The organism is Bacillus cereus group sp. BfR-BA-01350, from assembly GCF_022663775.1.
GTDB lineage: Bacteria > Bacillota > Bacilli > Bacillales > Bacillaceae_G > Bacillus_A > Bacillus_A paranthracis.
Window position 1 is genome coordinate 207537 of record NZ_JAKUGD010000003.1, and the last position, 25656, is coordinate 233192.

A 25656-nucleotide genomic window follows, 5' to 3' on the forward strand; every position below is an offset into this window, starting at 1 on the left:
GACACGATATATCGATTTACCAACAAACTTCGACATGACGAAAATGAAGAATACCCGCGTGTAACTTTACACTTAAAAAAAGACGACCGTTTCATAACAGTCGTCTTTTCCGATTTATTTCGGAGCATTTCCTACATATTGCGTAATATCAACGTTTAATGCTTGCGCTAAACGCATACCGTACTCTTGATCTGCACGGAAGAAGTTACATACAGCTAGTAATTTCGTACGTTCATTTACGTCTTTTAAGTCATTTGTTAAGTTTGCAATTAAGTTGTCTTGCTCTTCTTTAGAGAACGAACGGTAACGCTCACCTGCTTGTTTGAAGTCATTTGGTTTGTCAATTTTTTCACGAGATACGTAGCCTTCTACTTTCATAGTTGAATCGCGGTAAGCTGGGTCTTCAACTGGATTTTCAGCATGACGGCTCGGTTCGTAGTTAATTGTAGATGGGTTTTGATTGATTTGCATCGCACCATCACGTTGTTGGTTATGAACAGCTGCGTATGGGCAGTTTACAGGAATTTGTAAGTAGTTTGCACCAAGGCGGTAACGCTGTGTATCTGGATAAGAGAATAAACGACCTTGTAATAATTTATCTTCAGATGGTTCAATACCATTTACAGTTGCACTTGGAGAGAACGCTACTTGTTCTACTTCAGCAAAGAAGTTTTTCGGGTTACGATTTAACGTCATTGTCCCTACTTCCATTAATGGGAAACGATCTTCTGGCCAAACTTTCGTCGGATCCAACGGATCGAAATCTAAAGAATCCGTTTCTTCTAGTTGCATCACTTGTACGTGTAAATCCCACTTCGGATAATTTCCTTTTTCGATTGCATCGAACAAGTCACGAGTTGCATGGTTGAAGTCTTTTCCTTGTACTTCTTGCACTTCTTTTGCACTTAAGTTACGTACACCTTGCTGTGGTTTCCAATGATATTTAATGTAGACGATTTTACCTTCTGCATTAATCCATTTGAATGAATGTACACCGAAACCTTCCATTTCACGATAGCTTGCTGGTGTACCGTAATCAGAAAATACCCATGTCATCATATGTGTAGATTCTGGACTTAACGTCATGAAATCCCAGTAACGATCTGGTGTTTGAATATTTGTATCAGGTGCTGGTTTTAAAGAATGCACCATATCAGGGAATTTAATTGCATCACGAATGAAGAAGACTGGTAAATGGTTACCTACAATATCGTAATTTCCTTCTTCTGTATAAAATTTAACAGCGAAACCGCGTGGATCACGTGCTGTTTCAGGAGAACCTTGACCATGAATAACCGTTGAAAAACGAACAAACACAGGTGTTTCAGTTCCTTCATTTTGTAAAAATGCTGCTTTCGTATATTTCTTCATGCTGTTTTTCGTTACGAATACACCGTGAGCACCTGCACCACGTGCATGCACAACACGCTCTGGAATACGTTCACGATCAAAGTGAGCTAGTTTTTCTACTAAATGATAGTCTTCTAATAATACTGGTCCACGGCGACCAGCTGTACGAGAATTTTGGTTATCTCCGACCGGAGCACCTTGGTTTGTTGTTAAGCGATTATTTGGATTCATCTAGGGGGATCCTCCTCTTTCTTTCATAGTAATTATTATTTATTTAAAATTATTATAAATTAATTATTGTTCAAAATTAGTTCTTTGTCAACTATTTCTTTCATTTTTTTGGAAACAATTGTAGCTAAACAATCAATAAATATAGATTGTGCATTCGGCATATTCGGTCTAAAATACGCAGCATTTAATTCATCCGTCACAACTTTACACTCATAATCGTTGTCATATAAAACTTCTAAATGCTCTGCCACAAAACCGACTGGGCAATATATGAAAGCTTCATATCTATGATCTTCAAATAAATCTCTCGTTAAATCTTGTACATCCGGTCCAATCCATGGATCAGATGTATTTCCGGCACTTTGCCAACCAATTGTATAGTTTTGAATATTTGCAGCTGCTGCGATTAAATCCGCTGTATGCTGCAATTGCTCCACATAAGGATCACCTGCTGCAATAATTTTTTCTGGTAAACTATGCGCTGAAAAAATTACGACCGCTTTCTCTTTATCTTCAATTTTTGTAAATGTTTCTTTTATTTGATCTGCCCAATACGAAATAAACTTCGGTTCATCGTACCATTGGTCAATCGGCTCAATAACAGGACCACCTATTTCCTCCGAGAGACGAATTGCACGCTCGTTATATGCCTTAATGCTAAAGGTAGAATAATGCGGTGCTAATACGATACTAATTGCTTGCTCAATTCCATCGCGCTTCATCTCTTCTACTGCATCTTCTATAAACGGAGCAGTATGTTTTAAGCCTAAGTAACAATTAAATTCATACTCTGTAAACATATTATTCATTGAGTCTGTTAATTTATGCGCTTGCTCTTTCGTAATTTTTGCAAGCGGTGAAATTCCACCAATCGCTTTATAGCGTCCAATTAAATCTTGGAGTGCTTCTTCGGACGGCTTACGCCCATGACGAATATGTGTATAATATGCCTCTACTTCATCTAATGAATCCGGCGTTCCATACGCCATTACGAGTAAACCTATTTTTTTCTTTTTCATCTATATAACACCTCAATTTTATAAATGAGAATCTTTTTCAAGAACATTTGTTTCCAATTATAACAACTAATAATAAGTACGTAAAGATAATTATTCTAAATAAATATTTTTTCTAATATGATTTTGAATTTTATATGACAATTTATTTAATAAAAAGCGACTTACTTATAAAGTAAGTCGCTTTTCTCCTATTCTTTAATATTTACTCCATATTCTTTAAACCAAACGTGAATTTGTGCTAAATGAGCTAAAAGTTGTGGCCCAGTCATTAATTGACCATACCATGGCGTTTGGAATGCACTGCCGCCTGACTCAATTAATCCACTCAGCTGTTCTTTATCAAATAGCTCGTGTAAAATCGAGCCTTTATCTGTTAATAAATCTTGTATCCATACTGTTACTGCTTTCGTATAGTGCGGATTATGTGTTTTTGGATACGGGCTCTTCTTTCTATATAATATCTCATTTGGAAGTAACCCTTCTAACGCTTTACGCAATAGACCTTTTTCGCGGTTTTTATACATTTTCATTTCCCAAGGAATATTCCACGCATATTCGACAAGACGATGATCTGCAAATGGAACACGTACTTCTAAGCTCGCCCCCATACTCATACGGTCTTTTCTGTCTAATAATGTTGTCATAAACCATACCATATTTAAATAAAATAATTGGCGTCTTTTCGCTTCTAGCGGACTTTCCCCATCTAAAATAGGAACTTCTTGAATCGATTCCTCATAACGTTGTTGCACATATTGTTGTAAATTTAATTTATTTCTCCATTCTTTCTTTAGCAATTGTTCACGCGCTTCTGTAGAACGCATCCACGGAAATGCGCTCGATTGTAAATCATCTTCTCTATAAAACCAAGGATAACCACCAAATATTTCATCTGCACATTCCCCAGATAAACCGACGACAAAATCTTGTTTAATTTCGCGGCAAAACCATAATAATGACGAATCGATATCTGCCATACCAGGCAAATCACGAACGAGTACTGCTTCTGTTAAATACTGCGCTAATTGTTCATTTGAAATGACGCAGCGATGATGGATCGTTTGAAACGTCTCCGTCATCAAATGAATAAATGGTGCATCTGAATTTGGCTGAAACGCATTTGCTTTAAAGTATTTGTCATTATCTTCGTAATCAACCGAATACGTGTGTAATTGACCTTTTCCCGATCTTTCGTATTCTTTTGCAGCAATTGCTGTTATAGCGCTTGAATCTACACCGCCTGATAAAAAAGTGCATAATGGTACATCAGAAACGAGCTGCCTTGTAATCGAATCTTGTAATAAAAAGCGTGTTTTTTCTACTGTTTCTTCAAAGGAATCTTCATGCTTTTTACTTTCTACATTCCAATATCTCCATATACATAAACCGTTCTTCGAAAATGTCATCGCATGACCTGGACGTAATTCTTTTATACCAGCATAAATGCCGTGACCAGGCGTTCTAGATGGTCCAAGGCCAAATATTTCAGATAATCCTTCTAACGTCACTTCCGCCTTCACATCTGGATGCGCCAATATCGCTTTTAACTCTGAGCCAAATAGTAATCGCCCACTGTCATATTTATAAAATAGTGGTTTTACCCCTAATCGATCGCGCGCAATAAACACTTGTTCTTTCTGTTCATCCCATACAGCAAACGCATATATACCGTTTAAATGATCGACACATTCTTCTTTCCATTCGATATAAGAAGCTAACAATACTTCCGTATCAGAGTGACCTCTGAACGTATATCCTCTTCTTAATAGTTCCTTTCGAATATCTTCCGTATTATACAGTTCACCGTTATAGCAAATTGCATAATTTGCTTCATCTTTTAAACAAGTCATCGGCTGTTTACCACCTTCAGGATCAACAACGATTAACCGTTTATGCCCAAATGCGACATTGCCTTTAATCCAAACTTTATTATCATCTGGGCCACGCTTCGCTAACGTCTCAGCCATCTTCGTAACGACGTCCCGTTCTCCTTCTAATGAGCGTTTATAATCCACCCATCCTGTAATCCCGCACATATAAATCATCCTTCCATCTTATTTCTTTTCTTGAACGTACAGTAACCCCACTCTAAAAGTGCGGATCAAAAAAATGACAAACTTGACGATAACCTACTATCCACATTTGGAATAGCATTTTCACTCAGTAAAACGTGTTTTATTGTATGCCCACCTATGTCCGGATGTGTCTAGTTATAAAGAATGCACGAACTGTCTATAACAGAAATAACTACTTTTCATAAAGGAGAAAGCGTGTATGATACAACGTAAACATATTTTATATAACCAGCCCCGCGCTCATACAGTCGGTAATGTAGAATATATAAACAATGAATGGATATTCTTTGATGACGAAAATGAGGAAGCATTTTTATTAGAAGAGATTGCCGAAGATGGCTTTGAGATTTTATATAACAACAACTGGCTACCAGCGCGTTTCTATGAACAAGATGTATTACAAATCGCCGACGAACAGCATCATTTACAAAACGGAGAAATGATACGAATTCGAAAAAAATTACTTCTTAGCTATAAGGAATGGCTTGAGGAGTTACCCGATTCTGTTTTCACCTTATTAACAGAATCATTGCAATCACTTCATTACTCTTTATATGATTGCATGTATTGTCATAATTATTTATCCTTCTTACCGAAAGAGGAAACATGTGAAGGAGTAAATATTCTTTTATTCGATAACGAAGAAATGATTTGTTCACTGCAGCACCATTTCGTTCGTCACGCTACATCAAATAAAAATATGTTTCGTTTTACGAAAGTAAACGGAGAAGAGTTGCATATCGATGCAACATAAAATAAAAAACCACCTTATCTCCCAAACATTTGAGATTATAAGGTGGTTTTATTTTCTTTATTAGAATACTTGCCAACCAATCGGTAATTTCAGTCCTAGATAAAATACCGCTACAAGCGCGATAATAAATAATCCCCAGAATGCCCCCGTTGCCTTGTTCTTGCTCATTTTCACAAGAACCATTTCCATTCCAGCGATTACCAATATACCAGCTAGCATTTTTAGACCGTACCACATGTGATAGCTCTTATCGACTATAGTTTGATCTAGGTATAACCAAACGCCTGTCACAATAATGATAATGTACATGAGACGAAGCCCCATATGTACACCTTTCCCTTTTCTTCCTGCTGAATAAAGTGAATACGCAACGAAGAATAAAATTAAACCTAACGCCCATGCTGTAATATGCATATGTACCATCGTATCCCTTACCTCCTCTTTTCACACTTTTTCACTCTATATGATAACATGTTCATTTATTTTCAGGAAATGTTTCGCTTTTTTACATTTAAATGCTATAATATTTAGAGTATTTACAAACTTCTTGTAATAACAAAAGGGGGAACAATCATGATTCAAACTAAGGATATTATCGAACTTACAGACACATACGGGGCAAATAACTATCACCCACTTCCAATCGTTATTTCTAAAGCAGAAGGCGTTTGGGTAGAAGATCCTGAAGGAAACCGCTATATGGACTTATTAAGTGCATATTCGGCAGTAAACCAAGGTCATCGTCACCCAAAAATTATTAACGCTTTAATTGACCAAGCTAATCGTGTTACGTTAACTTCTCGTGCTTTCCATAGCGATCAATTAGGTCCTTGGTACGAAAAAGTTGCGAAACTAACTAATAAAGAAATGGTACTTCCAATGAATACAGGTGCAGAAGCTGTTGAAACTGCAATTAAAACAGCTCGCCGATGGGCTTATGATGTGAAGAAAGTAGAAGCAAACCGTGCTGAAATTATCGTTTGTGAAGATAACTTCCACGGACGTACGATGGGTGCTGTTTCTATGTCTTCAAACGAAGAGTACAAGCGTGGATTCGGTCCAATGCTTCCTGGCATCGTTGTAATTCCTTACGGTGATTTAGAAGCGTTAAAAGCTGCTATTACACCAAACACAGCTGCATTCATTTTAGAGCCAATCCAAGGTGAAGCAGGGATTAACATCCCACCAGCTGGTTTCTTAAAAGAAGCTCTTGAAGTATGTAAAAAAGAAAACGTTTTATTCGTAGCAGATGAAATCCAAACTGGCTTAGGCCGTACTGGTAAAGTATTTGCTTGTGACTGGGACGGTGTAACTCCTGACATGTACATACTTGGTAAAGCACTTGGCGGCGGCGTATTCCCAATCTCTTGCGTTGCAGCAAACCGCGACATTTTAGGGGTATTTGAGCCAGGTTCTCACGGTTCTACATTCGGTGGTAATCCACTTGCATGTGCTGTTTCTATCGCAGCTCTTGAAGTGTTAGAAGAAGAAAAATTAACAGAGCGTTCTCTTCAATTAGGTGAAAAATTAGTTGGACAATTAAAAGAAATCGATAACCCAATGATTACTGAAGTTCGCGGTAAAGGTTTATTTATCGGTATCGAATTAAACGAGCCAGCTCGCCCTTACTGTGAACAACTAAAAGCAGCTGGACTGTTATGTAAAGAAACACACGAAAACGTAATTCGTATCGCACCACCTCTAGTAATCTCTGAAGAAGATTTAGAGTGGGCATTCCAAAAAATTAAAGCTGTATTATCGTAATAATAGAGAGGTTGTCCTACATGTTGGGACAACCTCTTTCATTTTATATTGATTTATACTAAAATAAAATTGTAATTTTCTGTATTTTAAAATCATAAAGGAGGTGCGATATGTTATTAAGATACGGCAAACATATTAACTATTTAGCTACAACTTTTCTTTTAGTTACATTCTTTGGCTTCCTACTTTCCGTAACATCGCTTAGTCACTACTCAACTCCCACTACATTCACACTACTGAAAGCATCATTTTGGACTACTGTTATCCTTACTATCATTGGTTTTGGACGCGAAAAAAGCGCACTTACGGTTATACTATTTGGCATTTGTACACTTGCAGTCATTGGTCTTTACACTTTTTCCGTTATCGATTACCTCTATCACCCAAGACCATAGAAACGAGCTATCTAGTAATAAGATAGCTCGTTTCTTCACTTCACTACATTTCGCAAAGTACCAATTCCTTCTACTGTAATAACTACTTCATCACCGGCATGCAAAAACTTCGGTGGTGTGAAACCTTTTCCAACACCAGCCGGGGTTCCTGTTGCGATAATATCTCCTGGTTCTAATGTCATTCCTTTACTTATCGTTGAAATGATTTCTTCTATTGAAAAAATCATTTTATTTGTATTTGAAGTTTGTCTTACTTCCCCATTTACTACCGTTTCAATGTGTAACGCATTTGGCGCACTAACCATCGATTTATGAATTAAATACGGTCCCATCGGACAAAATGTATCGAAACTTTTTCCAAGGAAAAATTGCTTATGCTTCCTTTGAATGTCGCGAGCAGTTATATCATTTATAATGGTATAACCAAAAACATGCTCAAGCGCTTTTTCTTTTTTTATTTGTTTCCCTCGCTTACCAATGACGATAGCTAGTTCTCCTTCATAGTCTAATTCATTTGTTGCGTGGGGATGACTATTAATTTTTTCACCCATTCCAATCACTGTCGTTGGTGCTTTCGTAAAGATCATTATATTTTCTGGAATTGACTCTACGCCGCCCATTTCCATCGCATGCTCACGATAATTTTTTCCAACGCAAAGAATATTCTTTCTTGGCCTTGGAATTGGTGCTAATATTTTCACCTCAGTTAACGGGTAATACGCCGTTCCTTCATTTTCCTTCGCCCAATTGACAATTTCACACATTTTTTCAACACATTCGGTTCCTCTTTCAATACACTCTAACATTGTAATTGGAATCGTAACCTTTTCCCCTTTTTGTCTTTGTGCTTCTCTTACATGCAATACCTTTTCTTCCTCTTCATCCACAATACCTACAAATACCTTTTCATCTTTTTTCGCCGTTACCAAACGCAATGTTTCCACTCTCCATCCTAAAACTCATACACTTTAATTGTATTCGCATCCGTAAGAAAAAAACCTTCTCATACACGCTAATTTTTACAATATTCTTCTCATATCCGATTCGTTACTCCTTTATCATTTGGCATAAAATGTAGAAATTTTACTTTTTTTAGCGAATGCATTTCTTTTTTATGTTTTTTTTGTATAATATGTACTACATATATACTAAAAATTTCATTTAGAGATGGAGCCGATTTCAATGTTTGAGCAAGCGATTGAAAAAAAACGTGAAAAAATGATTTATTTTGCTGAACGCTACGGAATGACTTCTCAAAAAACAGTGGATTGTAGCCAAGAACTGGACAGGCTCTTAAATGCAATTTGGCATGTACATACGGATTTTCACCCTAATCAAACACTCGACACACACACACAATAACGTGTGTGTTTCTTTTATTTCAAAAAAACACACATTTTATTAAAAACGCCCATACAATAGTAGAAAAGAAAATTTTAAAAACGAAAGGTGTTTTGTATGCCAGCTATGGTCGGACATATTCGTATCGTTAATATTGGATCAAGTGGTATTTTTCATATTGGAGATGTATTTGCGATTAGACCTATTAGTTATTCACGCGCTTTCGCGGGGGCCGGCTCTTTTAACGTTGGAGATAACGTTTCTGTCTACAATTATCAAAGCGCAACGACTGTTAATGATTCAGATGTCGTTGATCAAGCGATAATTGGTTCAACTTAAAGGGGGCGATTGTATTGAATTTTTATGTAAACCAAAGCATCATCATTAACAGTATTAAAATTGATAGCATTACAACCTCTTCTGTATTCCAAATTGGTACTGCCGGAAGTATTAAAGCACTATCTAAATTCTCAAATACTGGCGGATTTACAGAACCCCTTCGCCCATTACAGGCAAAAGGACAAATTATTTCTATCAAACCATCAACTAGTTCTTCTTAAGACACCCTTGTCATAAATATATAGTAGGAATATATTTACCCTCCCTATTGAAAAGGAGGTTTCACAAATGAATCAAGATATATATACTTACTTACACCAACTTCAACAAGCTCTTCAAGCACAACAAGCGACCATTCTTAACTTAGAAGATCAAGTTCGTCAATTACAAGAAGAGCTTAATGAATTAAAAAGTCGCCCCTCCTCTTCTATAGGAAAAGTGGAATATAAATTCGATCAATTAAAAGTAGAAAATTTAAATGGCACTTTAAATATTGGATTAAATCCATTTTCAACAAAAGGACAACAAATTGAGGATTTTCAAGTTGATACGGAAACTTTGAAGGTCAATCCTGAAACAGATACAAACCCAGACTTTTACCAAGGTATCCTTCAGGAAATGCATCGTTACTTAGATGAAGAAGCATATAATCGAATTCTCCATTTTGAACAAGAAGAGAGAACGCCGCTCGATGAAATGTATCGACAAATGATGGTTGACGACATAAAGAAACAGATGGAGCATAGACTTCCTTATTATTTATCACAAGCACAATCACATGAAGGGATTTCAACAGATCCAGATTATTTACGAGATATCATTATTCAAGCTATGAAACATGATATCGACAAAGCCTTCCTCTCTTTTATTCAACACATACCGGGCAATTTCCGAAAGGAGTAAGTATGTATGAACCTTAACGTTGTAAACCGCGAGTTCAAAGTCGGACAGATTAAAATGAACGGTGTATCGTCGTCCGCACTCTTTTTAATTGGAGATGCAAATTTCCTCATTCTATCTTCTATTCTTGATACGCCGTTTGAAACTGTTACAGAGGGTCCATTTGTGCCATTAGTAACAGATGTCCCTCCTACTCCAGGTTAAGGAGACTGAGAAATTATGTTACATCACGTGTCTATTGTCCAAAATGTTTCTATTGTTTCGTTAGGGATTGCTGCCGTATTTCAAGTTGGGGATGCAAATCAAATGGAATTAAAAAGTAGAGCTCTTGCCGTTCACCGGGAATTCCCTTGTTATATAAAAGACGAAGGTCGCTTAGACGCATTTGAAATCTTTACAGATGAACACATCACAATCCCAAAACGAACGACAGATGTAAAATTAAACATTATAAATGAGTGTCCTTTTATTGAAGTGAATAACGTTGAATTGCGCACACTTTTAAACTCTGGTGGATTTCAAATTGGAAATGTTGATTATGTTTTTAATAACTCTCGTATTATGCAAATTCGCCAATATATTACAGATGAACCTTCCGCACAATAATTCATATAGTAATTACAAAGTTTAGTAAAGTAGGTGGATGGTATGCCTTCTGTTGTTGGAAATCTTGTCGTTCAAAACAGTAATGGTTCTTTCAATTTAGGGGATTTTTATAACGTTTCTCCGAAAGAAAATACGAAAGCTTATAATGGATCTGGAGCTTCCAATGTTGGATTTGTCGTGAATACGTTTAACGGTGTTAGTGCAACAAATACGTTTGATTCTGATGTGGCGGATCAAGACCAGATTGGGACAGCGTAAAAAAAGTAGGAGAATATCTCCTACTTTTTTCTTTTACCTCATTCGATATTATCAAAATCTCCACTGTTTACTGTTTCATTTTATTTAAATGATAAACCACTCTCTTCCAAAGCCTTTCTAAGCTTCGGCATCGACGCAGGTCCCATACCATGCAGTTTTAAAACTTCTTTCTCACTATACTTTGAGAGTTCTTCTACAGTGTGAATTCCATGATGCTCTAGCGCCCTTCTTGCTGGCGCTGAAAGAAGGGAAAGAAACCCTTCTTTTGGCGTTCTCTCTTTCTCACAGGTTGGGCAAGTTGGACAATCGCTACTTTTATAGTACTCATGTCCTTTTTCACACGTTCTTAACGTCTTTTCCGTTGCCATTTTCAAGTTCCTCTATTCTTCGATTTTTACAACATGATTACCATCAAAGAAGTATAAACATTTCTCTTTCACAGGATGTTGTAAGCTTTTCTCAAGTGCCTTTGCATATAACGAAAGCTGGACTTTATATCGCTCTTCTAAAATTGGTTTCGCTTGATCAAATCCACCTGGGAACTTCCCTTCAATCGTATCCGTTTTAAAGTCGATTAAAGTAATACCATCTTCCTCTTCAATCATGCAGTCAATAACCCCTTGGACAAGAATGGATTCCCCGCTCTGCCCTCGCCAATCTTGATACGCTTCTTCTGCTGCAAGCATCATCGTAAATGGTACTTCACGCTCAACACTTTTCGCCGCTAATACCCTTTTACCTAAGTCACTATCAAAGAATGAAATTACTTTTTCAATCGCAATTTCTTCCGCCTGCTCGAATGTTAATAATTCTTTATTTACCATTCCAGAAATTTGCTCCCGAATCACTTCTTCTGTAATCGGCTTCTTCAAATCAACATGCTGCATAACGGCATGTACTGCTGTTCCGCGCTCTGCATATGTTAATCCCTTTTTCTCCATAAAACGAGGACGTGTTTGAATTGGTGCACGTAATTTTTTAATAAAGGCATTATCGCTACCTTCTTCAGATTGATAATTTCTCTTTATTTCTGTAACAGATTGCTTCGCACGATGAGATGTCGCTTCCTCATATCCGTACTTCCACATTAATCTATCGTACACCTCTTCTTTCCGTTCACTTTGCAGAGGAACGGCCTTTTTCTCACGAAGTGCTTCTAACAATTCTTGTTTCTCTTCTTGAACCGGTTCTGGCGCAAGTAACGTGTTACCGTCAACAACTTCTACTTTCCAGCTAGTGTCATACCCATAAATTTCATCCGGAATGCTTCCTTGTCCTAATTCAAGAAGTATTTCACTATCACGGTGCCTATATAATGAAGGTGCAATCCAGTCTAAGTAGCAAGACGCTCCGGCACGTATATGATCTGGTAATAACCATTCACTATGCTCTCTCGCATCCAGCCATTTTTCCATTTCCTTAGTTGCATCCTTAACTGTTCCAATTAAAATTAACTTCTCTTTTGCACGTGTTAACGCTACGTATAATACGCGCATTTCTTCCGCAATTAATTCCATTTTCATTTTACGCTTAATCGCAAGTTGCGATAATGTCGTATATTTAATTCGTTTACGTGGATCAATAAATTGTGAACCGAAACCGAAGTCTTTATGCAGTAAGAAACGTTTCATTAAGTCTTGTGTATTAAAGCGACGACCTAGTCCAGCTACAAATACGACTGGGAACTCAAGTCCTTTACTTTTATGAATTGTCATAATGCGAACGACATCTTCTTGTTCACCTAAAGCTCTCGCCGTACCCATATCATCACCGCGTTCTAAAATACGCTCAATAAAACGCAAGAAGCGGAATAGTCCTCTAAACGATGTTGCTTCATATTGTCTTGCGCGGTCATATAGTACACGCAAGTTTGCTTGCCTTTGCTTTCCAGCTGGTAAACCACCGACAAAGTCATAATAACCTGTCTCACCGTACACTTTCCAAATTAAATCAGAAAGAGACTGTTGGCGCGCAAATTCACGCCATCCTTGTAATAAGTTATAGAACCACTCTAATTTATCATGTAGTTCTTTTTCTTCTTCAAGCGGTGCGCCTTTTAAGAATGAGCTCATTACTTCATAAAACGAACCTTTCTTCCCGTGAGCACGAAGCGTTGCAAGTTCTTCATCATTTAATCCAACGATTGGGGAACGAAGTACGGCTGCAAGCGGAATATCTTGCATCGGATTATCAATAACGCGGAATACGTTCATCATAATATTTACTTCTGTCGCTTCAAAGTAACCAGTCGCAAGATCAGCGTATACTGGAATTCCTTGCAATTTTAACTCTTCCATAATTTGCGGTGCCCACGGCATGGATCGAAGTAAAATAACGAAGTCACGGTATTGTACAGGGCGCATACTATCCGTTTTACGATCATACACTTCATAACCTGAATCAACCATCGCTTTAATGCGCTGCGCCATAAGACGTGCTTCAAGCTGTGCTTTTTCTACTTCCGCACCTTCTTCACCGTCTATTACTTCTTCTTCTGTTTGCTGAATGCACAATAGTTCAGCTGCTACATCTTCACCTTCTGGATAGCTAGCACCTAGCTTTAATTCAGCGTCAGCATCGTAATCAATTTCCCCAACTTCTTCGCCCATAATTTGTTTGAAGATAAAGTTTGTACCCGCTAACACTTCATGACGACTACGGAAGTTTTTCGCTAAGTCAATTTTCATTCCGCCGCCTAATCCTTCTTGCGTGAAGCGTTTATACTTTCCTAAGAATAATCCTGGTTCTGCTAGTCGGAAACGATAAATCGACTGCTTCACGTCACCAACCATGAATAAGTTTCCTTCACTCTCAGAATCTTTCGTTACGAATTTAATAATTGATTCTTGTACGAAGTTCGTATCTTGATATTCATCGACTAATACTTCAGCAAATTTATTACGATATTGAAGTGCTACTGCTGACGGCTTCATTTCACCATCTTCACTTTGTTCACTTAAAATTTGTAAACAGAAATGCTCTAAATCTGTGAAATCGACCATGCCTTTATCTCGCTTCATCGCTTGGAAACGCTCTGTAAATACTTTTACGAGCTGAACAAGCTTTTCTAATACAGGATGCATATCTTGAAAATCTCGTAAGAAACTTTCAGGCCTGCGGCTAAATAGCTCTTCTTGTAATTTTTTCACTTCATCTTTTGCTTTATTACGAAGAGAGTCTACTTGTTTTACAACATCCTCGTTGTAATCACTTTTCTTAATACGCTTTAACGTTTGCCACGATACGTTTTGCATCGCTTCATACACGCTTGTCCATGACTCACGAGCAGCTGATGATAACGTTCCAAGTAAAACTAAATCTGCTTGCAGGGTTTCAACGCGAGGCGCTGGACCGTCAGGAAGCATTGCGAGCTCTGTCGCTTTACGAATATGCTGTTCCGCTGTTTCAAGTTGAAATTTCACATCTTCTAATAAGTAGGAAGCGTACACTAAATCTTCAATTGTCTTTCCTTCCACATCATATGCTTCTACTAATTTATCAAGCCATTTTTCCGGATTTGGATGCGCTCTTGATTCTGTATGAAGCGCTAAAATCATACGTTGTAAATCATCGTCACTGCGGTCACTCGTATAACGATCAACGAGTTCAAAGAATATCGTATTATCTTCTATTCCGTACTCTTCTTCTAATATGTCATCTAGCACTTCTTCTTTTAATAGTTCGTTTTCTGTTTGATTCGCAATGCGGAAACGAGGATCGACATCAAGCATGTAATAGTATCCTCTAATTACTTGTAAACAAAATGAATGGATCGTTGAAATGGAAGCTTTATTTAATAGGCTCAGCTGCTTTCTAATGTGCTGAGAGCCTGGCTCATCAATTAATACTTTTTCTAACGCTTCCCCAATTCTGTTTTTCATCTCTTGCGCCGCTGCATTCGTAAATGTTACAACGAGCAGGCGGTCGACATCGACTGGGTTTTCTTCATTAATAATCTTTTTAATAATACGTTCAACTAATACTGCTGTTTTCCCTGATCCTGCTGCTGCCGCGACTAAAATATCACGTCCGTTCGCTACAACCGCTTTCCACTGGTCATCTGTCCACTGACTACCTTCTGGTTTTTTAGGCCAATTTTCTATCATTCTCCGCCAACCTCCTCTCTAATTTTCTCCATCGCTTCGCTATCTTTCATATCTTTTAGCGTACGGAATTGGTTATCTTCAAGTGATTCATCAAACTGACAAACAGATTTGAAGTTACAGAACGTACATGCCGCTTTATTCCCCTTTTTGTAAGGAGCAATATCAATAACGCCTTCTGTAATGTCTTTCCCGATATTTTCAAACGTATGGTGTACGTATTTTTGCAGGACGTTAAACTCTTGTTCACTGGCAATACTTGAACGCGCACTAAAACTACCGTCTTTTTTCAGACCAGCAGAAATAATATCAGAGCTTCCTGTTGAAAGTTTGTTATCCATTAAACGAACAACGTCAGCATCTCCTAGTACGAGACCTTTCATTTTGAATTTCTTTAAAATTTCCTTTTCAATTTCTGCTTCAGATGCGTCACCTTTTACCTCCACAATTGGGTTATGAATGTGGAAATACAATACACCAGCTGGTGATGCCGTGCCGCCTTTTTTCATCCACGTATGCGCATTTGAAGTAACAACATCTAAATACGTTAACATTTGAAGTGCTAATCCGTAATACACTTCCGTTAAGTCTAACGCTTTTGAGCTTGATTTATAGTCAATAATACGTAGGAATGTTCCCTTTTCATCTTCTGCCTTATCAACACGGTCAATACGGCCAACTACTTCCATCTTCACACCATTAGGTAAGGAGAATTCCATTGGCGGAAGTGATCCTGTACCGCCCATACCAAATGGCACTTCTAGATCAACTGGTACGAAACCGCTAGACTTCGCATGTTCACGAAGAATGATTGACGTACGGAAAATGATTTGTTGTAGTTTTTGTTTTAAATAGAAGTGACGGTTTGAACTTAATAAAATTTGTCTTTGTAATAACGGTGCAATCTCTTCTATTACTACAGCAGAAAGATGCTCACACTCTTTTATTGATAAATCCGCCCAAGTACGGTTTTCACGTAATAGCCTATCTGCAATTCTCTTCAGCGCTGCATGGAAGAGCTCTCCGATATCTGGCGCATCAAGTTTGAAAATATCACGCTCTCTTAACGATAAACCGTGCTGCGCAAAATGAGCGTACGCACAACGGTTAAATAATTCCATACGAGAAACGCTTCCTTTTATTTTATCTCCGTATAAATCTCTACTTACAGCTGTACTTAGCTTTTGCGCACGATTTCGGTAGAATAAGCTTGATAATACGCGGCTACTTTTTTGCTTCCATTCATCTGAAGTAACGTAGAAATTATATACATCCCACCAAAAGTCTAAGTTGCCTTCAAATCCATATCGCTTCCACGTTTGAAGTTGCTGCATAACATATGACAACGTTACTTCTGGTGTTGCTACATATGAAATTTGTTCCGAACGTGATAAATCATTTACGTCGTTCGTAATAAATGTATCTTTCACATCAGGGAACATTCTTTTTATTTTCTTAATAAAGCTAGAAGCAAGTAACGTCTTTCCTTCCTCATCTGCAAGCGGGCATGAAATGTATAATTTCTCAGTTGCTCTCGTTACCATTTGGTACATAACAAACTGTTCTTCTAATAATGTTTGTCTCGTCGTTGGTGCGAGTTCAATACCTGCAGCGCTAAGAACATCTCTTTCTTCATCAGAAAGCATACCTTCATCCATCGGTGCTGCTGGAATCACACCTTCATTCACGCCAATGACGAATGTTGCTTTCACATTTGATAATCTAGAACGATCAATATTCGCAATTAACACTTGGTCTAATGACGGCGGAATGTTTGCGAATTGAAGCGCCTCAAGACCTGTCGACATAACGTCTGTGAACATAGAAAGTGACATTTTTTCTTCGCCAAGCATCTCAACGAACGTATCAAGAAGACTCATTACTTCTTCCCATACTTGTTCATGATCTGTCGCAAATAAGAAATCTCCGCTCTCTTCTGCACGAATACGTAATGCTTCTAATTTTTTCGGAACGTCAAGCTCTTCTAAAAATAAGTAAACAGCTTCGCACATTTGCATAACTGTTCCCGCGCGCTTCAGTCTTTTTTGCATACGAATAACAGGCGTTCTTACAACATCACGCAATCGATTTATTTTCTCTTCCATTTCACGTTCACTGTCTGTAATCATCCCGTCCGTATCGTCAAGAGAACGATAGCGGCGATACATCCACGGATCTTCAGAAGTCCATCTTTTCCCTTGTACACCGTACGCTAAACAGTAATTTTCAAACTCATCCATCTCTTCGCGCATCGTTTCTTTTCTTACGTCTAATGGATATAAAAGCTCTGTTTTCACGCAGCGAAATACTGCATCATAACGCCAATTCCCGCTAATAATCTCGAGTGCAGAACGAATGCATTCTACTAACGGATGATGTGACATCGGGCGTTTTTCATCGATAAAGTGCGGGATATTATAATCTGTAAATAGAGTCCGCATTACATCGTAATAACTTTCTCCGTTACGAAGAAGAACTGCAATATCTCGGTAACGATAGTCTTCATCTGCCACAAGTCTACGAATTTCACGAGCAACGCCTTCTACTTCAGCTCGTAAATTCGCGGCTGTATGAATCGTTACACTTGCTTCCCCGTTAAATTTCTCATTCGGACGCGCTTCATAATGAGCTTCTAAATGCGCTAATGCTGGAGAATGAAAACGTGGTTGTTCCATAAGCGGAATCGTTTTTTCAATTTCTATTTTCTCTTCACGCGCTACTTGTTTTATTTTTTCATACGTTAACGTCGTTTCATAAAATAAATCTAGTTCATTTACTGGCTGCGCTAACGTTTTTTCATCTATCGTTAACGTGATTGTCACTCTCGCTCCGCAAATCATAAGCTGTCTTACAATTTCTAGTTCTTGCGGTGAAAACGAATGGAAGCCATCTATATAAATTTCAGCTCCCTTTACATATTCAGACTGCGGAAGCTTTTCCACTAGCAATTGCAGATAGTCTTCTGAATCTAAGTACTTTCCGATTAAAGCACGTTCAAAATCATCATATAATAGTTGTAAATCATACACTTTATTCGCTAATAGCTTTTGTTCAGCACTGCTACTATGTGCATCTAATTGTTGCCACATTTCATATACGTTTGATGGCGTCACGTTATATCGTTTAAACTCCGCAATCATACTGCCAAGATGTTCAAAGAAACCATTTTGCTCCGCTGCTTTTTGGAATACCGATAATCCATCTTTACGAGACTCTACAATTTTACGAAGTAACATATGTACGCCCGCTTCATCAATGTGAAGACGACTCGCTCCGCCAACTTCTTGCAATACTTTCCACGCTAATCGTGAAAAACTAAAAACTTGTGCCCGAATAGAACCTCTAACATCCTCACTACCAATTAACGCCTGCTGCGTTTGGAATGTCATCTGTTCTGGCACAAGATATAATATTGTTTCCCCTCTTGGACGCTGCTTTAACTCTTCTTGTACTTCGTGTAAACAAAGTGTACTTTTTCCACTTCCCGCTCTACCAATCACAAATCGAAGTGACATGTAACCCCACCTTTCACTTACATAACGAACGTTAGTTTGCTACTATAATTGTATTATAGGACACGAAAAAAGACAAACGGAGTAGTTTGTCTTTTTCTATACTTCTACCTATTATATCAACCTTTTGAAAAATTCGTTTGCACCTCTTGAATTGGCCAATATCGTAAATCAACTTTACCGACAACTGTATCAGCTTTTACAAAACCAAAATGTCTACTATCCCAGCTCCCGAGGCGGTTATCACCTACTACAAAAATATATCCAGGTGGCACCGTTTTTTCCTTCGTTAACTCTTCTAGCGTAAAGTCACCTGTTAGTTGTCGTCCATTTATCTCTTTCTTATATTTCTCTAGATAAGGTTCATCCACGAATTGTCCGTTTATATATAGTTTATCATGCTTATATTCAATATGATCCCCAGGTAAACCGATAATTCGTTTTACGTAGTCCTCTTTTTTGTTCGCATGAAACACAACAACATCAAACCTATTCAAGTCCCCCACTTGATAACTCACCTTATTTACAACGAGCATATTGCCATCTTGCAATGTCGGCATCATTGATTTCCCCTCTACAACGTACGTTGAAAAGAAAAACGTTCGAAAAAATACAGCTAATAATACACCAATTAAAATTGTTCGTATCCACTCTATGCCTTCTTTTTTCAAAGTTTTCTTCATCCGCTTCTCCCCTTATCCATTAATAATGAAGCTTTCCTTTACAAAGAAGACTATTCTTAATGTAGTTCTAACTTTACTTCGATTTTCTTACCGACATACCATAAAATAAAAATACCAATTGCTACAATGACTGATTTCACCGGATTATGAATGAATGACATTAAATCATGACCGATATACGTTAAAATAAAAATCATCACAAGCTTTCCGAACGCGAGCGCAAGGCCAAACTGTTTTACACTAATGCGAGATAGACCAGCAACAACATTTATAAGCGCAGATGGTGTAAACGGAAAACAAAATATGACGAAAATCGGTGCGAACCCTTTCCTTTCAATCCATCCCATTGCCTTTCGTACTTTCTCATGCTTATTTACAAAAGAAAAGAAACGACTTCGGCCAAAATGGCGAATTATGAAAAAGACAAGTAAGGCACCCATTACTGATCCAAGCCAAGAATAAAGAAAACCGAGCCAAAATCCAAATGCAACAGCATTCGCCAGTACAAATACGATGAGTGGCAATGCTGGAATTAACGCCTCTATCATCGGTAACCCAATACCAAGAAGTGGTCCGAACGCTTTATAGCTTTCAACAATATGATCCATATTTTCTGGTGAAAAATACTCTTTGATCGTCTGAAAATCCATTCTACACTTTACCCCTTTACTCTAAGTACTACCTCTACTGTATCATTGCCTATATGAAAGAGGAAATGGTAGATACGACATATGGAGATGTAATTATTAAGTTTCCATATCTTTCATGAGAATTCCTTCATTATTATGCTATGATAATCTATCAATATTCGACAGGACGTGAAGTTATTTTAAATAACATGCGCCGATTATAGCTTAATGGTTACATTTTATGAGAAAGAAGAATATGCAAAAAGTAAGAATTAGTCTTTTTCATATAGGTAGCGACGGATGATTATTTTACCTTCAAACAATCCTCTAATGGCTAGTTCTTACAAGCAATTTTTTTAGCAAGCGTACACTGTCAATCACGATAAGTATTAACATATGTAAGAAAGATAGTATTAATAATGTACTCCGAATAGGTACCATTCGAAATTTGTATAAAAATTTATCAATCATATATATATCTTCTTCATTCGTTATAGTTGCAGGAGTGAAGATAAGATAATCTTTCCAGTTATCTATCCACGTTAAATTAACTGCGGAAAATTCCATCGTTCCTAACCACAAATAAAGAAAAATTGGTATAAGAATCATATATTGCAGGCTATGTAATATCTTTCTTTTCTTCTTACATTCAATAATTTGAAAGACAATAAGTGTCAGTACATACACGATTGACAGAAAACATACTATAGTGACAAACGGTTGAATTGAAAAAGCAAATAGCAATTTATCAATTTCACTAATTTGACTATAATCTGTCGTATTTTGAGGTGTGAAAACAAAATATCGTTTATCAGCGACTATCATCAACTGACTACCAGTGAAACTAGTAAACACAAATGTAAGAAAAAATATAGGCAAAGCAAGAATATATTGCGCCCAAAATAACAGGTTCCTTTTCAACATACCATCTCCTTTTTATACAGGATGAAAAAATATACTGTATGTTCACACTATAGTGAATATGTATAATTTTCCCATTATATCGTAATTATATATTATCTTGAACCCTTCGAGAACAAAAGTTTGTACATTCTCTCATTTTGTTTATAAATCTTACAACGTAAACTGTATATATAATGAAATCAAAAAGGATGAGTCACCTCATCCTTTTCCTCTCATACATCCTCTTCTCTAACAACATACACTCTCTCATAAGCTGGTCTTAATGTTGATTCATCCCTTTGATCAACCTCTTTAAAGCAAGGATTCCCTTGTTTTTTCCTACGATCTTCATACTCCGTTCGCAATTTCGCAGTACGATTTTGTTGATTTTCAAAACTAGTTTTCGATATCTCTAACTTCACAGCAAAGCCATTTATAAATCGGATAATAAGGTTTCCATCTTTTAATTCTTTATTGCTTTCAATATAAAAATGAGATAACCACGCGCACTCTTTTCTAGAATACGAATAGGTAGGGAAAAAATAAAGTTGATCGGTCGGACTAATTGCAATTGGTGCTTTATGTGTAATGTGAGTTAACTCTTTCGTTCCTTCTTTTCTCCCTAAGAAACTAGAACCATGCTTGCGACAACTTCTTTCTATAATATCTAGAGGTTTTTGAAATACGAAAAAAGAGTCTTGCACTTCAACAACTCGCGTAACAATTTTCTTTTCACTGAGAATTACAGGAAGTAAGGCCATTGTATTTTTATTTACAACATAGTTTTCGACGTAGCGTTCTACTTTACTTTCCATATTCCACTATCTCCTTTTTTCTATTTATATTAGCAGCTGCATGTATAATTTTAGCATCTATGAAAAGGAAATGGCTTACAGATTCCGCTTTTTTACAATACTTTATTATTTGTCAAATACCTTTTAAATTATAAAATAAAAATATATTATTTTTATAATAATAAACCTATACAAAATCTATTTATACTACCTATAAATATTTACAACTACTTCCTCATTTCGCATCATTAAGACAATTAACTTTGCTATAATTAAAATAAAAATCCAATATATGGAGGTCCACTATGAAAGAAAAAGAAATGCAACCAACGATTCACATGAAAAATAGCAGCATTGTGATCGTGAACAACTCAGCTAGCATTATATTCGCTTTATTTTTCATTCTATTATTTTTTGCAAAGCCTTTTCGTAAATCGAAATGCTCTGAATGTAAGAAAAGCGCGAAGAAAAAAGTTGAAAAAGAAGAGTAAAAGGCTTTCTATTTTGGAAAGCCTTTTACTCTTCTTCATATTCATATTTTCTTCCGAGTGTCCCTGTATCCCCTTTATTTTCTAATATTATTACATATAAAAAATTATCCACTACGTTAAAAAGTACTTGTACGTGTTACCCATTTTTATTAAGAACTTCACCTTTATAAATCACTAGCAACTTTTTAACTCGTTAAATCTGCAATATAAGTTTTGTATATAATTCCACTTCAAAACACAAAATATGTAAGTGATTATTTATGATTACATTCGTTTTTTATCTAATTCCAAAAAGGAGCTGTATAATATGGAGAAAAAAAGTCTATTAAGCCAACAGATTAATAGCGTCCCATCAGATGCTCTGAATACCCCTAGTAAGGAGCAAGAACAAATGTTAGAAACATCATCTCAAGACGAACAAAATTCTAACAAAAAAGATGTTACTCAAGGTCTATCTGGAAAAGATTTCTCTATTTCAACAGAGAATACAAATTTATAGTTATTTACCATCATACGCAGCAAATGCTCTTGCTGAACTAATTCTTCTACAGAAACTAATACGCATTCCAGATAATTTTTCACCCGTTGTAACATAGAAAAAGAGATTTAGATATAAAAAACAGGCTCTGGGGAAACTTTCCCCACAACAAAAAAAGGATGGCATTAGCCATCCTTTTTTCCATCATCAACTATAAAATTATAGTTTGATTACGTTTTTAGCTTGAGGTCCACGGTTACCTTCTTCGATTTCGAAGCTAACTTTTTGACCTTCTTCTAGAGATTTGAAACCGTCAGTTTCGATTGCAGAGAAATGTACGAATACATCGTTTTCGCCTGGAACTTCGATGAAACCGAAGCCTTTTTCGTTGTTAAACCATTTTACTTGTCCTGTTACTGCCATAATTATTTCCTCCTAAAGAAAACACAATTTATTTTAGTCTTCCTGTATAAAAAAAGAATCCACACATTATCAAACACGAAACATAAACTAGTTCTCACATACTTTTTCTCGTTCGTTTTTCGGCACTTGATAATATATGGATTGCTTAATTTAACTATTCAACTGATATTATCATAGCACATTAAAATAAAATGTACAATCTTTTTTGAAAATAACTGACAAATTAAATTACGTATGCAATTATCAATATCTTATTTGAATAAAAATAAACAAATCTTTCGAATGCCACTATATTCCTTTTTCTAAGTGTTAAAATATAATCTGACAGTACTTACTGGAGGGGATGAAATGTCAAACTACACAAACGAAGAAAAGCTTACAGGGGGAAACGTCTCAAACGTATATCGTTCTAAAAATACTGTTCGGCGAGAATTGAAGCCAGACAGTGCAAAAGTTCATAAGTTATTACAGCATTTAGAAAACAAAGCTTTTCATTACGCACCAAAGTTTTTAGGTATAGATGAGAGAAATAGAGAGATTTTATCTTTTATTGAAGGAGAGGCTGGAAATTATCCTTTAAAAGAATATATGCGATCTAATGATGTGTTAAAAGAAATAGCAAAGATGGTTCGCCTTTATCATGATGCTGTAAGTGACTTTCCGTTATTAGATGATTGGAAACCTATGGACCATACCCCAAATAATATTGAGGTTTTATGCCACAATGATTTTGCTATATATAACATTATATTTAATAACGAGAAACCAGTAGGTATTATTGATTTCGATGTTGCTGCTCCCGGACCAAGAATTTGGGATATCGCTTATACACTGTATACTTGTGTGCCTTTAAGTAGAGTGTATTATACGGAATCAGGCGAGACAATTCATTATGAATCGGCACAACATGCTGACCGTATGAAAGAAAGAATAAAATTATTCGTCCAGTCCTACGGTAAAAGTATGGATGAAGATTACTTAGGTATGGTACTACTACGTCTAGAAGCATTATGTACATATATGAAAAGAAAAGCAAACGAAGGCGACATAAATTTCCAAAGAATGATTGACGAAGGACATTTAGAGCATTATGAAAAAGATATGAAGTTTATTCGTGATCATGGAGCTGAGTGGATTTGATCATATTGTCTTTTTTTGTCGGTAAGTCGATACCCTTTGTCGAATCGTCGATATATTTGAAAAATCGTTGATATATTTTAAGTTATGATAGATATATCGAAAAAATCGTCGATATATTTTTATTTACTCTCGAATCGTGCGAAAAATAATAAGGGGCACCCTTCAAAAAGGGGCCCCTTCCTTTTATTTCGTAAATTGTGCTTCTTCTGTAGATCCTTTTAATGCTGTCGTTGATGAAGTACCACCTGTAATCACTTGTGCTACTTCATCAAAGTAACCTGTTCCTACTTCTCGTTGATGGCGAGTTGCAGAGTAGCCGTGTTTTTCTGCTGCGAATTCTGCTTGTTGTAGTTCAGAGTACGCTGCCATGCCGCGCTCTTTATAGCCGCGTGCTAATTCGAACATGCCGTAGTTTAATGAGTGGAATCCAGCAAGTGTTACGAACTGGAACTTATAACCGTAAGATGCGATTTCTTTTTGGAAGCTCGCAATTGTTTTCTCATCTAGTTTTTGTTTCCAGTTAAATGAAGGTGAACAATTGTATGCAAGCAATTTCCCTGGATGCTCTTTATGAATTGCGTCCGCAAATCGTTTTGCATCTTCTAAATTTGGTTCAGATGTTTCACACCAAACGAGGTCTGCATAAGGAGCGTATGCTAAACCACGTGCAATCGCTTGATCAAGACCTGCTTTCGTACGGTAAAATCCTTCTGGTGTTCTTTCTCCTGTAATAAACGCCTTATCAACCGGATCAATATCGCTCGTAATTAAATCAGCTGCATCCGCATCTGTTCTTGCAACGATAATTGTCGGTACTCCCATTACATCTGCCGCAAGGCGTGCCGAAATTAAATTACGTACCGCTGTTTGCGTTGGTAGTAATACTTTTCCGCCTAAATGACCGCATTTTTTCTCTGAAGATAATTGATCTTCAAAGTGCACGCCAGATGCGCCTGCTTCAATCATACCTTTCATCAGCTCAAATACGTTTAATTGTCCGCCAAATCCAGCTTCTGCATCTGCTACAATTGGTACGAAATAATCTGTATCACCGCTTCCTTCCATATGCTGAATTTGATCCGCACGTTGAAGCGTTTGATTAATTCGTTTTACTACAGCAGGTACGCTATTTGCTGGATATAAACTTTGGTCTGGATACATATGTCCAGAAAGGTTTGCATCTGCTGCTACTTGCCATCCACTTAAATAAATTGCTTTTAACCCAGCTTTTACTTGCTGCATCGCTTGGTTTCCTGTTAATGCGCCAAGTGCATGAATGTAATCTTCCGTATGAAGCGATGCCCAAAGCTTTTCAGCACCGCGGCGCGCTAACGTATGTTCAATATCAATTGACCCGCGCAGGCGAATTACATCTTCTGCCGAATATGGACGTGTGATCCCTTTCCAGCGCGTATCTAGTTCCCAGCTCTCTTGTAATTTCTCGATTCTTTCGTTTTTCATTTGTTCC

At 37.0% G+C, this 25656-nt stretch carries 27 protein-coding genes; 13 read left to right on the forward strand and 14 right to left on the reverse strand.

The window, feature by feature from the left end; genetic code table 11:
- Positions 1–114: 114 nt before the first annotated feature.
- The 3 genes from katB to asnB all read right to left on the reverse strand — a co-directional run bounded on the left by katB (position 115) and on the right by asnB (position 4636).
- Entirely contained in the window at positions 115–1581 is a 1467-nt protein-coding gene (katB, locus tag MR147_RS08820) for a catalase KatB (RefSeq protein WP_001069156.1), read from the reverse strand.
- A 59-nt stretch (positions 1582–1640) separates the two neighbouring features.
- Positions 1641–2600 (reverse strand): ferrochelatase, encoded by a 960-nt coding sequence (gene hemH, locus MR147_RS08825; RefSeq protein WP_073543590.1) that lies wholly within the window; start codon positions 2598–2600, stop codon positions 1641–1643.
- Between the two features lie 188 nt (positions 2601–2788).
- Positions 2789–4636 carry an asparagine synthase (glutamine-hydrolyzing) gene (gene asnB / locus MR147_RS08830; protein WP_074610534.1) on the reverse strand — a complete coding sequence of 616 codons (1848 nt, stop codon included), beginning with the start codon at positions 4634–4636 and terminating at the stop codon, positions 2789–2791.
- A gap of 238 nt (positions 4637–4874) precedes the next feature.
- On the opposite strand from asnB, the gene MR147_RS08835 reads away from it, so the two are divergent.
- A complete protein-coding gene (locus tag MR147_RS08835; RefSeq protein ID WP_000616042.1) occupies positions 4875–5429 on the forward strand; it encodes a DUF2777 domain-containing protein in 555 nt (184 codons plus the stop codon).
- A gap of 60 nt (positions 5430–5489) precedes the next feature.
- On the opposite strand, the gene MR147_RS08840 is transcribed toward MR147_RS08835, so the two are convergent.
- Positions 5490–5852, reverse strand: coding sequence for a YisL family protein (locus tag MR147_RS08840; protein ID WP_000233503.1), 363 nt, complete (start codon positions 5850–5852; stop codon positions 5490–5492).
- A 150-nt stretch (positions 5853–6002) separates the two neighbouring features.
- Here MR147_RS08840 and rocD point away from each other — a divergent pair, with 150 nt between their 5' ends.
- The gene (gene rocD, locus MR147_RS08845; RefSeq protein WP_000616655.1) at positions 6003–7193 is read left to right on the forward strand and encodes an ornithine aminotransferase; all 1191 of its coding nucleotides are present in this window, start codon (positions 6003–6005) and stop codon (positions 7191–7193) included.
- Between the two features lie 110 nt (positions 7194–7303).
- A complete protein-coding gene (locus MR147_RS08850) occupies positions 7304–7588 on the forward strand; it encodes a hypothetical protein (RefSeq protein WP_000926868.1) in 285 nt (94 codons plus the stop codon).
- Between the two features lie 35 nt (positions 7589–7623).
- On the opposite strand, the gene MR147_RS08855 is transcribed toward MR147_RS08850, so the two are convergent.
- The gene (locus MR147_RS08855; protein WP_139302912.1) at positions 7624–8523 is read right to left on the reverse strand and encodes a fumarylacetoacetate hydrolase family protein; all 900 of its coding nucleotides are present in this window, start codon (positions 8521–8523) and stop codon (positions 7624–7626) included.
- Positions 8524–8770: 247 nt separating this feature from the next.
- Between MR147_RS08855 and MR147_RS08860 the strand changes: the two genes are divergently transcribed.
- The 7 genes from MR147_RS08860 to gerPF all read left to right on the forward strand — a co-directional run bounded on the left by MR147_RS08860 (position 8771) and on the right by gerPF (position 11032).
- Entirely contained in the window at positions 8771–8950 is a 180-nt protein-coding gene (locus MR147_RS08860; RefSeq protein ID WP_000462840.1) for an aspartyl-phosphate phosphatase Spo0E family protein, read from the forward strand.
- Between the two features lie 96 nt (positions 8951–9046).
- Entirely contained in the window at positions 9047–9268 is a 222-nt protein-coding gene (gerPA, locus tag MR147_RS08865; protein WP_001111188.1) for a spore germination protein GerPA, read from the forward strand.
- Between the two features lie 14 nt (positions 9269–9282).
- Complete coding sequence (gene gerPB / locus MR147_RS08870; RefSeq protein ID WP_001012508.1) at positions 9283–9489, forward strand: spore germination protein GerPB; 207 nt, start codon at positions 9283–9285, stop codon at positions 9487–9489.
- 67 nt (positions 9490–9556) lie between these two features.
- On the forward strand, positions 9557–10171 hold the full coding sequence (gene gerPC, locus MR147_RS08875; RefSeq protein WP_001070747.1) for a spore germination protein GerPC: 615 nt from the start codon (positions 9557–9559) through the stop codon (positions 10169–10171).
- 6 nt (positions 10172–10177) lie between these two features.
- A complete protein-coding gene (gene gerPD, locus MR147_RS08880; RefSeq protein ID WP_001052802.1) occupies positions 10178–10372 on the forward strand; it encodes a spore germination protein GerPD in 195 nt (64 codons plus the stop codon).
- Positions 10373–10387: 15 nt separating this feature from the next.
- Positions 10388–10774 (forward strand): spore germination protein GerPE, encoded by a 387-nt coding sequence (locus MR147_RS08885; protein WP_073536333.1) that lies wholly within the window; start codon positions 10388–10390, stop codon positions 10772–10774.
- Positions 10775–10816: 42 nt separating this feature from the next.
- Complete coding sequence (gene gerPF, locus MR147_RS08890) at positions 10817–11032, forward strand: spore germination protein GerPF (RefSeq protein WP_001141566.1); 216 nt, start codon at positions 10817–10819, stop codon at positions 11030–11032.
- Between the two features lie 80 nt (positions 11033–11112).
- Here gerPF and MR147_RS08895 read toward each other — a convergent pair whose 3' ends face one another.
- The 7 genes from MR147_RS08895 to MR147_RS08925 all read right to left on the reverse strand — a co-directional run bounded on the left by MR147_RS08895 (position 11113) and on the right by MR147_RS08925 (position 21677).
- Complete coding sequence (locus MR147_RS08895; protein WP_074610527.1) at positions 11113–11400, reverse strand: RNA polymerase alpha subunit C-terminal domain-containing protein; 288 nt, start codon at positions 11398–11400, stop codon at positions 11113–11115.
- A gap of 12 nt (positions 11401–11412) precedes the next feature.
- On the reverse strand, positions 11413–15138 hold the full coding sequence (addA, locus tag MR147_RS08900) for a helicase-exonuclease AddAB subunit AddA (protein ID WP_074610525.1): 3726 nt from the start codon (positions 15136–15138) through the stop codon (positions 11413–11415).
- Positions 15135–18650: a helicase-exonuclease AddAB subunit AddB gene (addB, locus tag MR147_RS08905; RefSeq protein WP_000058548.1), complete on the reverse strand. Its 3516-nt coding sequence runs from the start codon at positions 18648–18650 to the stop codon at positions 15135–15137. Before addB ends, addA begins: the two co-directional genes overlap by 4 nt.
- 116 nt (positions 18651–18766) lie before the next feature.
- Complete coding sequence (gene lepB, locus MR147_RS08910) at positions 18767–19330, reverse strand: signal peptidase I (protein WP_000751900.1); 564 nt, start codon at positions 19328–19330, stop codon at positions 18767–18769.
- A gap of 56 nt (positions 19331–19386) precedes the next feature.
- Positions 19387–19980, reverse strand: a complete 594-nt coding sequence (locus MR147_RS08915; RefSeq protein ID WP_000347516.1) for a TVP38/TMEM64 family protein — start codon at positions 19978–19980, stop codon at positions 19387–19389.
- A 306-nt stretch (positions 19981–20286) separates the two neighbouring features.
- Positions 20287–20883, reverse strand: a complete 597-nt coding sequence (locus MR147_RS08920; RefSeq protein WP_074543157.1) for a DUF4306 domain-containing protein — start codon at positions 20881–20883, stop codon at positions 20287–20289.
- A gap of 212 nt (positions 20884–21095) precedes the next feature.
- Positions 21096–21677, reverse strand: coding sequence for a competence protein ComK (locus MR147_RS08925; protein ID WP_000444431.1), 582 nt, complete (start codon positions 21675–21677; stop codon positions 21096–21098).
- A gap of 284 nt (positions 21678–21961) precedes the next feature.
- Here MR147_RS08925 and MR147_RS08930 point away from each other — a divergent pair, with 284 nt between their 5' ends.
- On the forward strand, positions 21962–22147 hold the full coding sequence (locus MR147_RS08930; RefSeq protein WP_000659565.1) for a hypothetical protein: 186 nt from the start codon (positions 21962–21964) through the stop codon (positions 22145–22147).
- 307 nt (positions 22148–22454) lie between these two features.
- Positions 22455–22646 carry a hypothetical protein gene (locus MR147_RS08935; protein WP_074610523.1) on the forward strand — a complete coding sequence of 64 codons (192 nt, stop codon included), beginning with the start codon at positions 22455–22457 and terminating at the stop codon, positions 22644–22646.
- Between the two features lie 198 nt (positions 22647–22844).
- Here MR147_RS08935 and cspA read toward each other — a convergent pair whose 3' ends face one another.
- Entirely contained in the window at positions 22845–23048 is a 204-nt protein-coding gene (gene cspA, locus MR147_RS08940) for an RNA chaperone/antiterminator CspA (protein ID WP_000301519.1), read from the reverse strand.
- Positions 23049–23396: 348 nt separating this feature from the next.
- Here cspA and MR147_RS08945 point away from each other — a divergent pair, with 348 nt between their 5' ends.
- Positions 23397–24188: a phosphotransferase gene (locus tag MR147_RS08945; RefSeq protein ID WP_074610521.1), complete on the forward strand. Its 792-nt coding sequence runs from the start codon at positions 23397–23399 to the stop codon at positions 24186–24188.
- A gap of 183 nt (positions 24189–24371) precedes the next feature.
- Here the strand turns inward: MR147_RS08945 and aceA are convergent, their stop codons facing one another.
- The gene (gene aceA, locus MR147_RS08950) at positions 24372–25649 is read right to left on the reverse strand and encodes an isocitrate lyase (protein WP_000787352.1); all 1278 of its coding nucleotides are present in this window, start codon (positions 25647–25649) and stop codon (positions 24372–24374) included.
- Positions 25650–25656 lie beyond the last annotated feature (7 nt).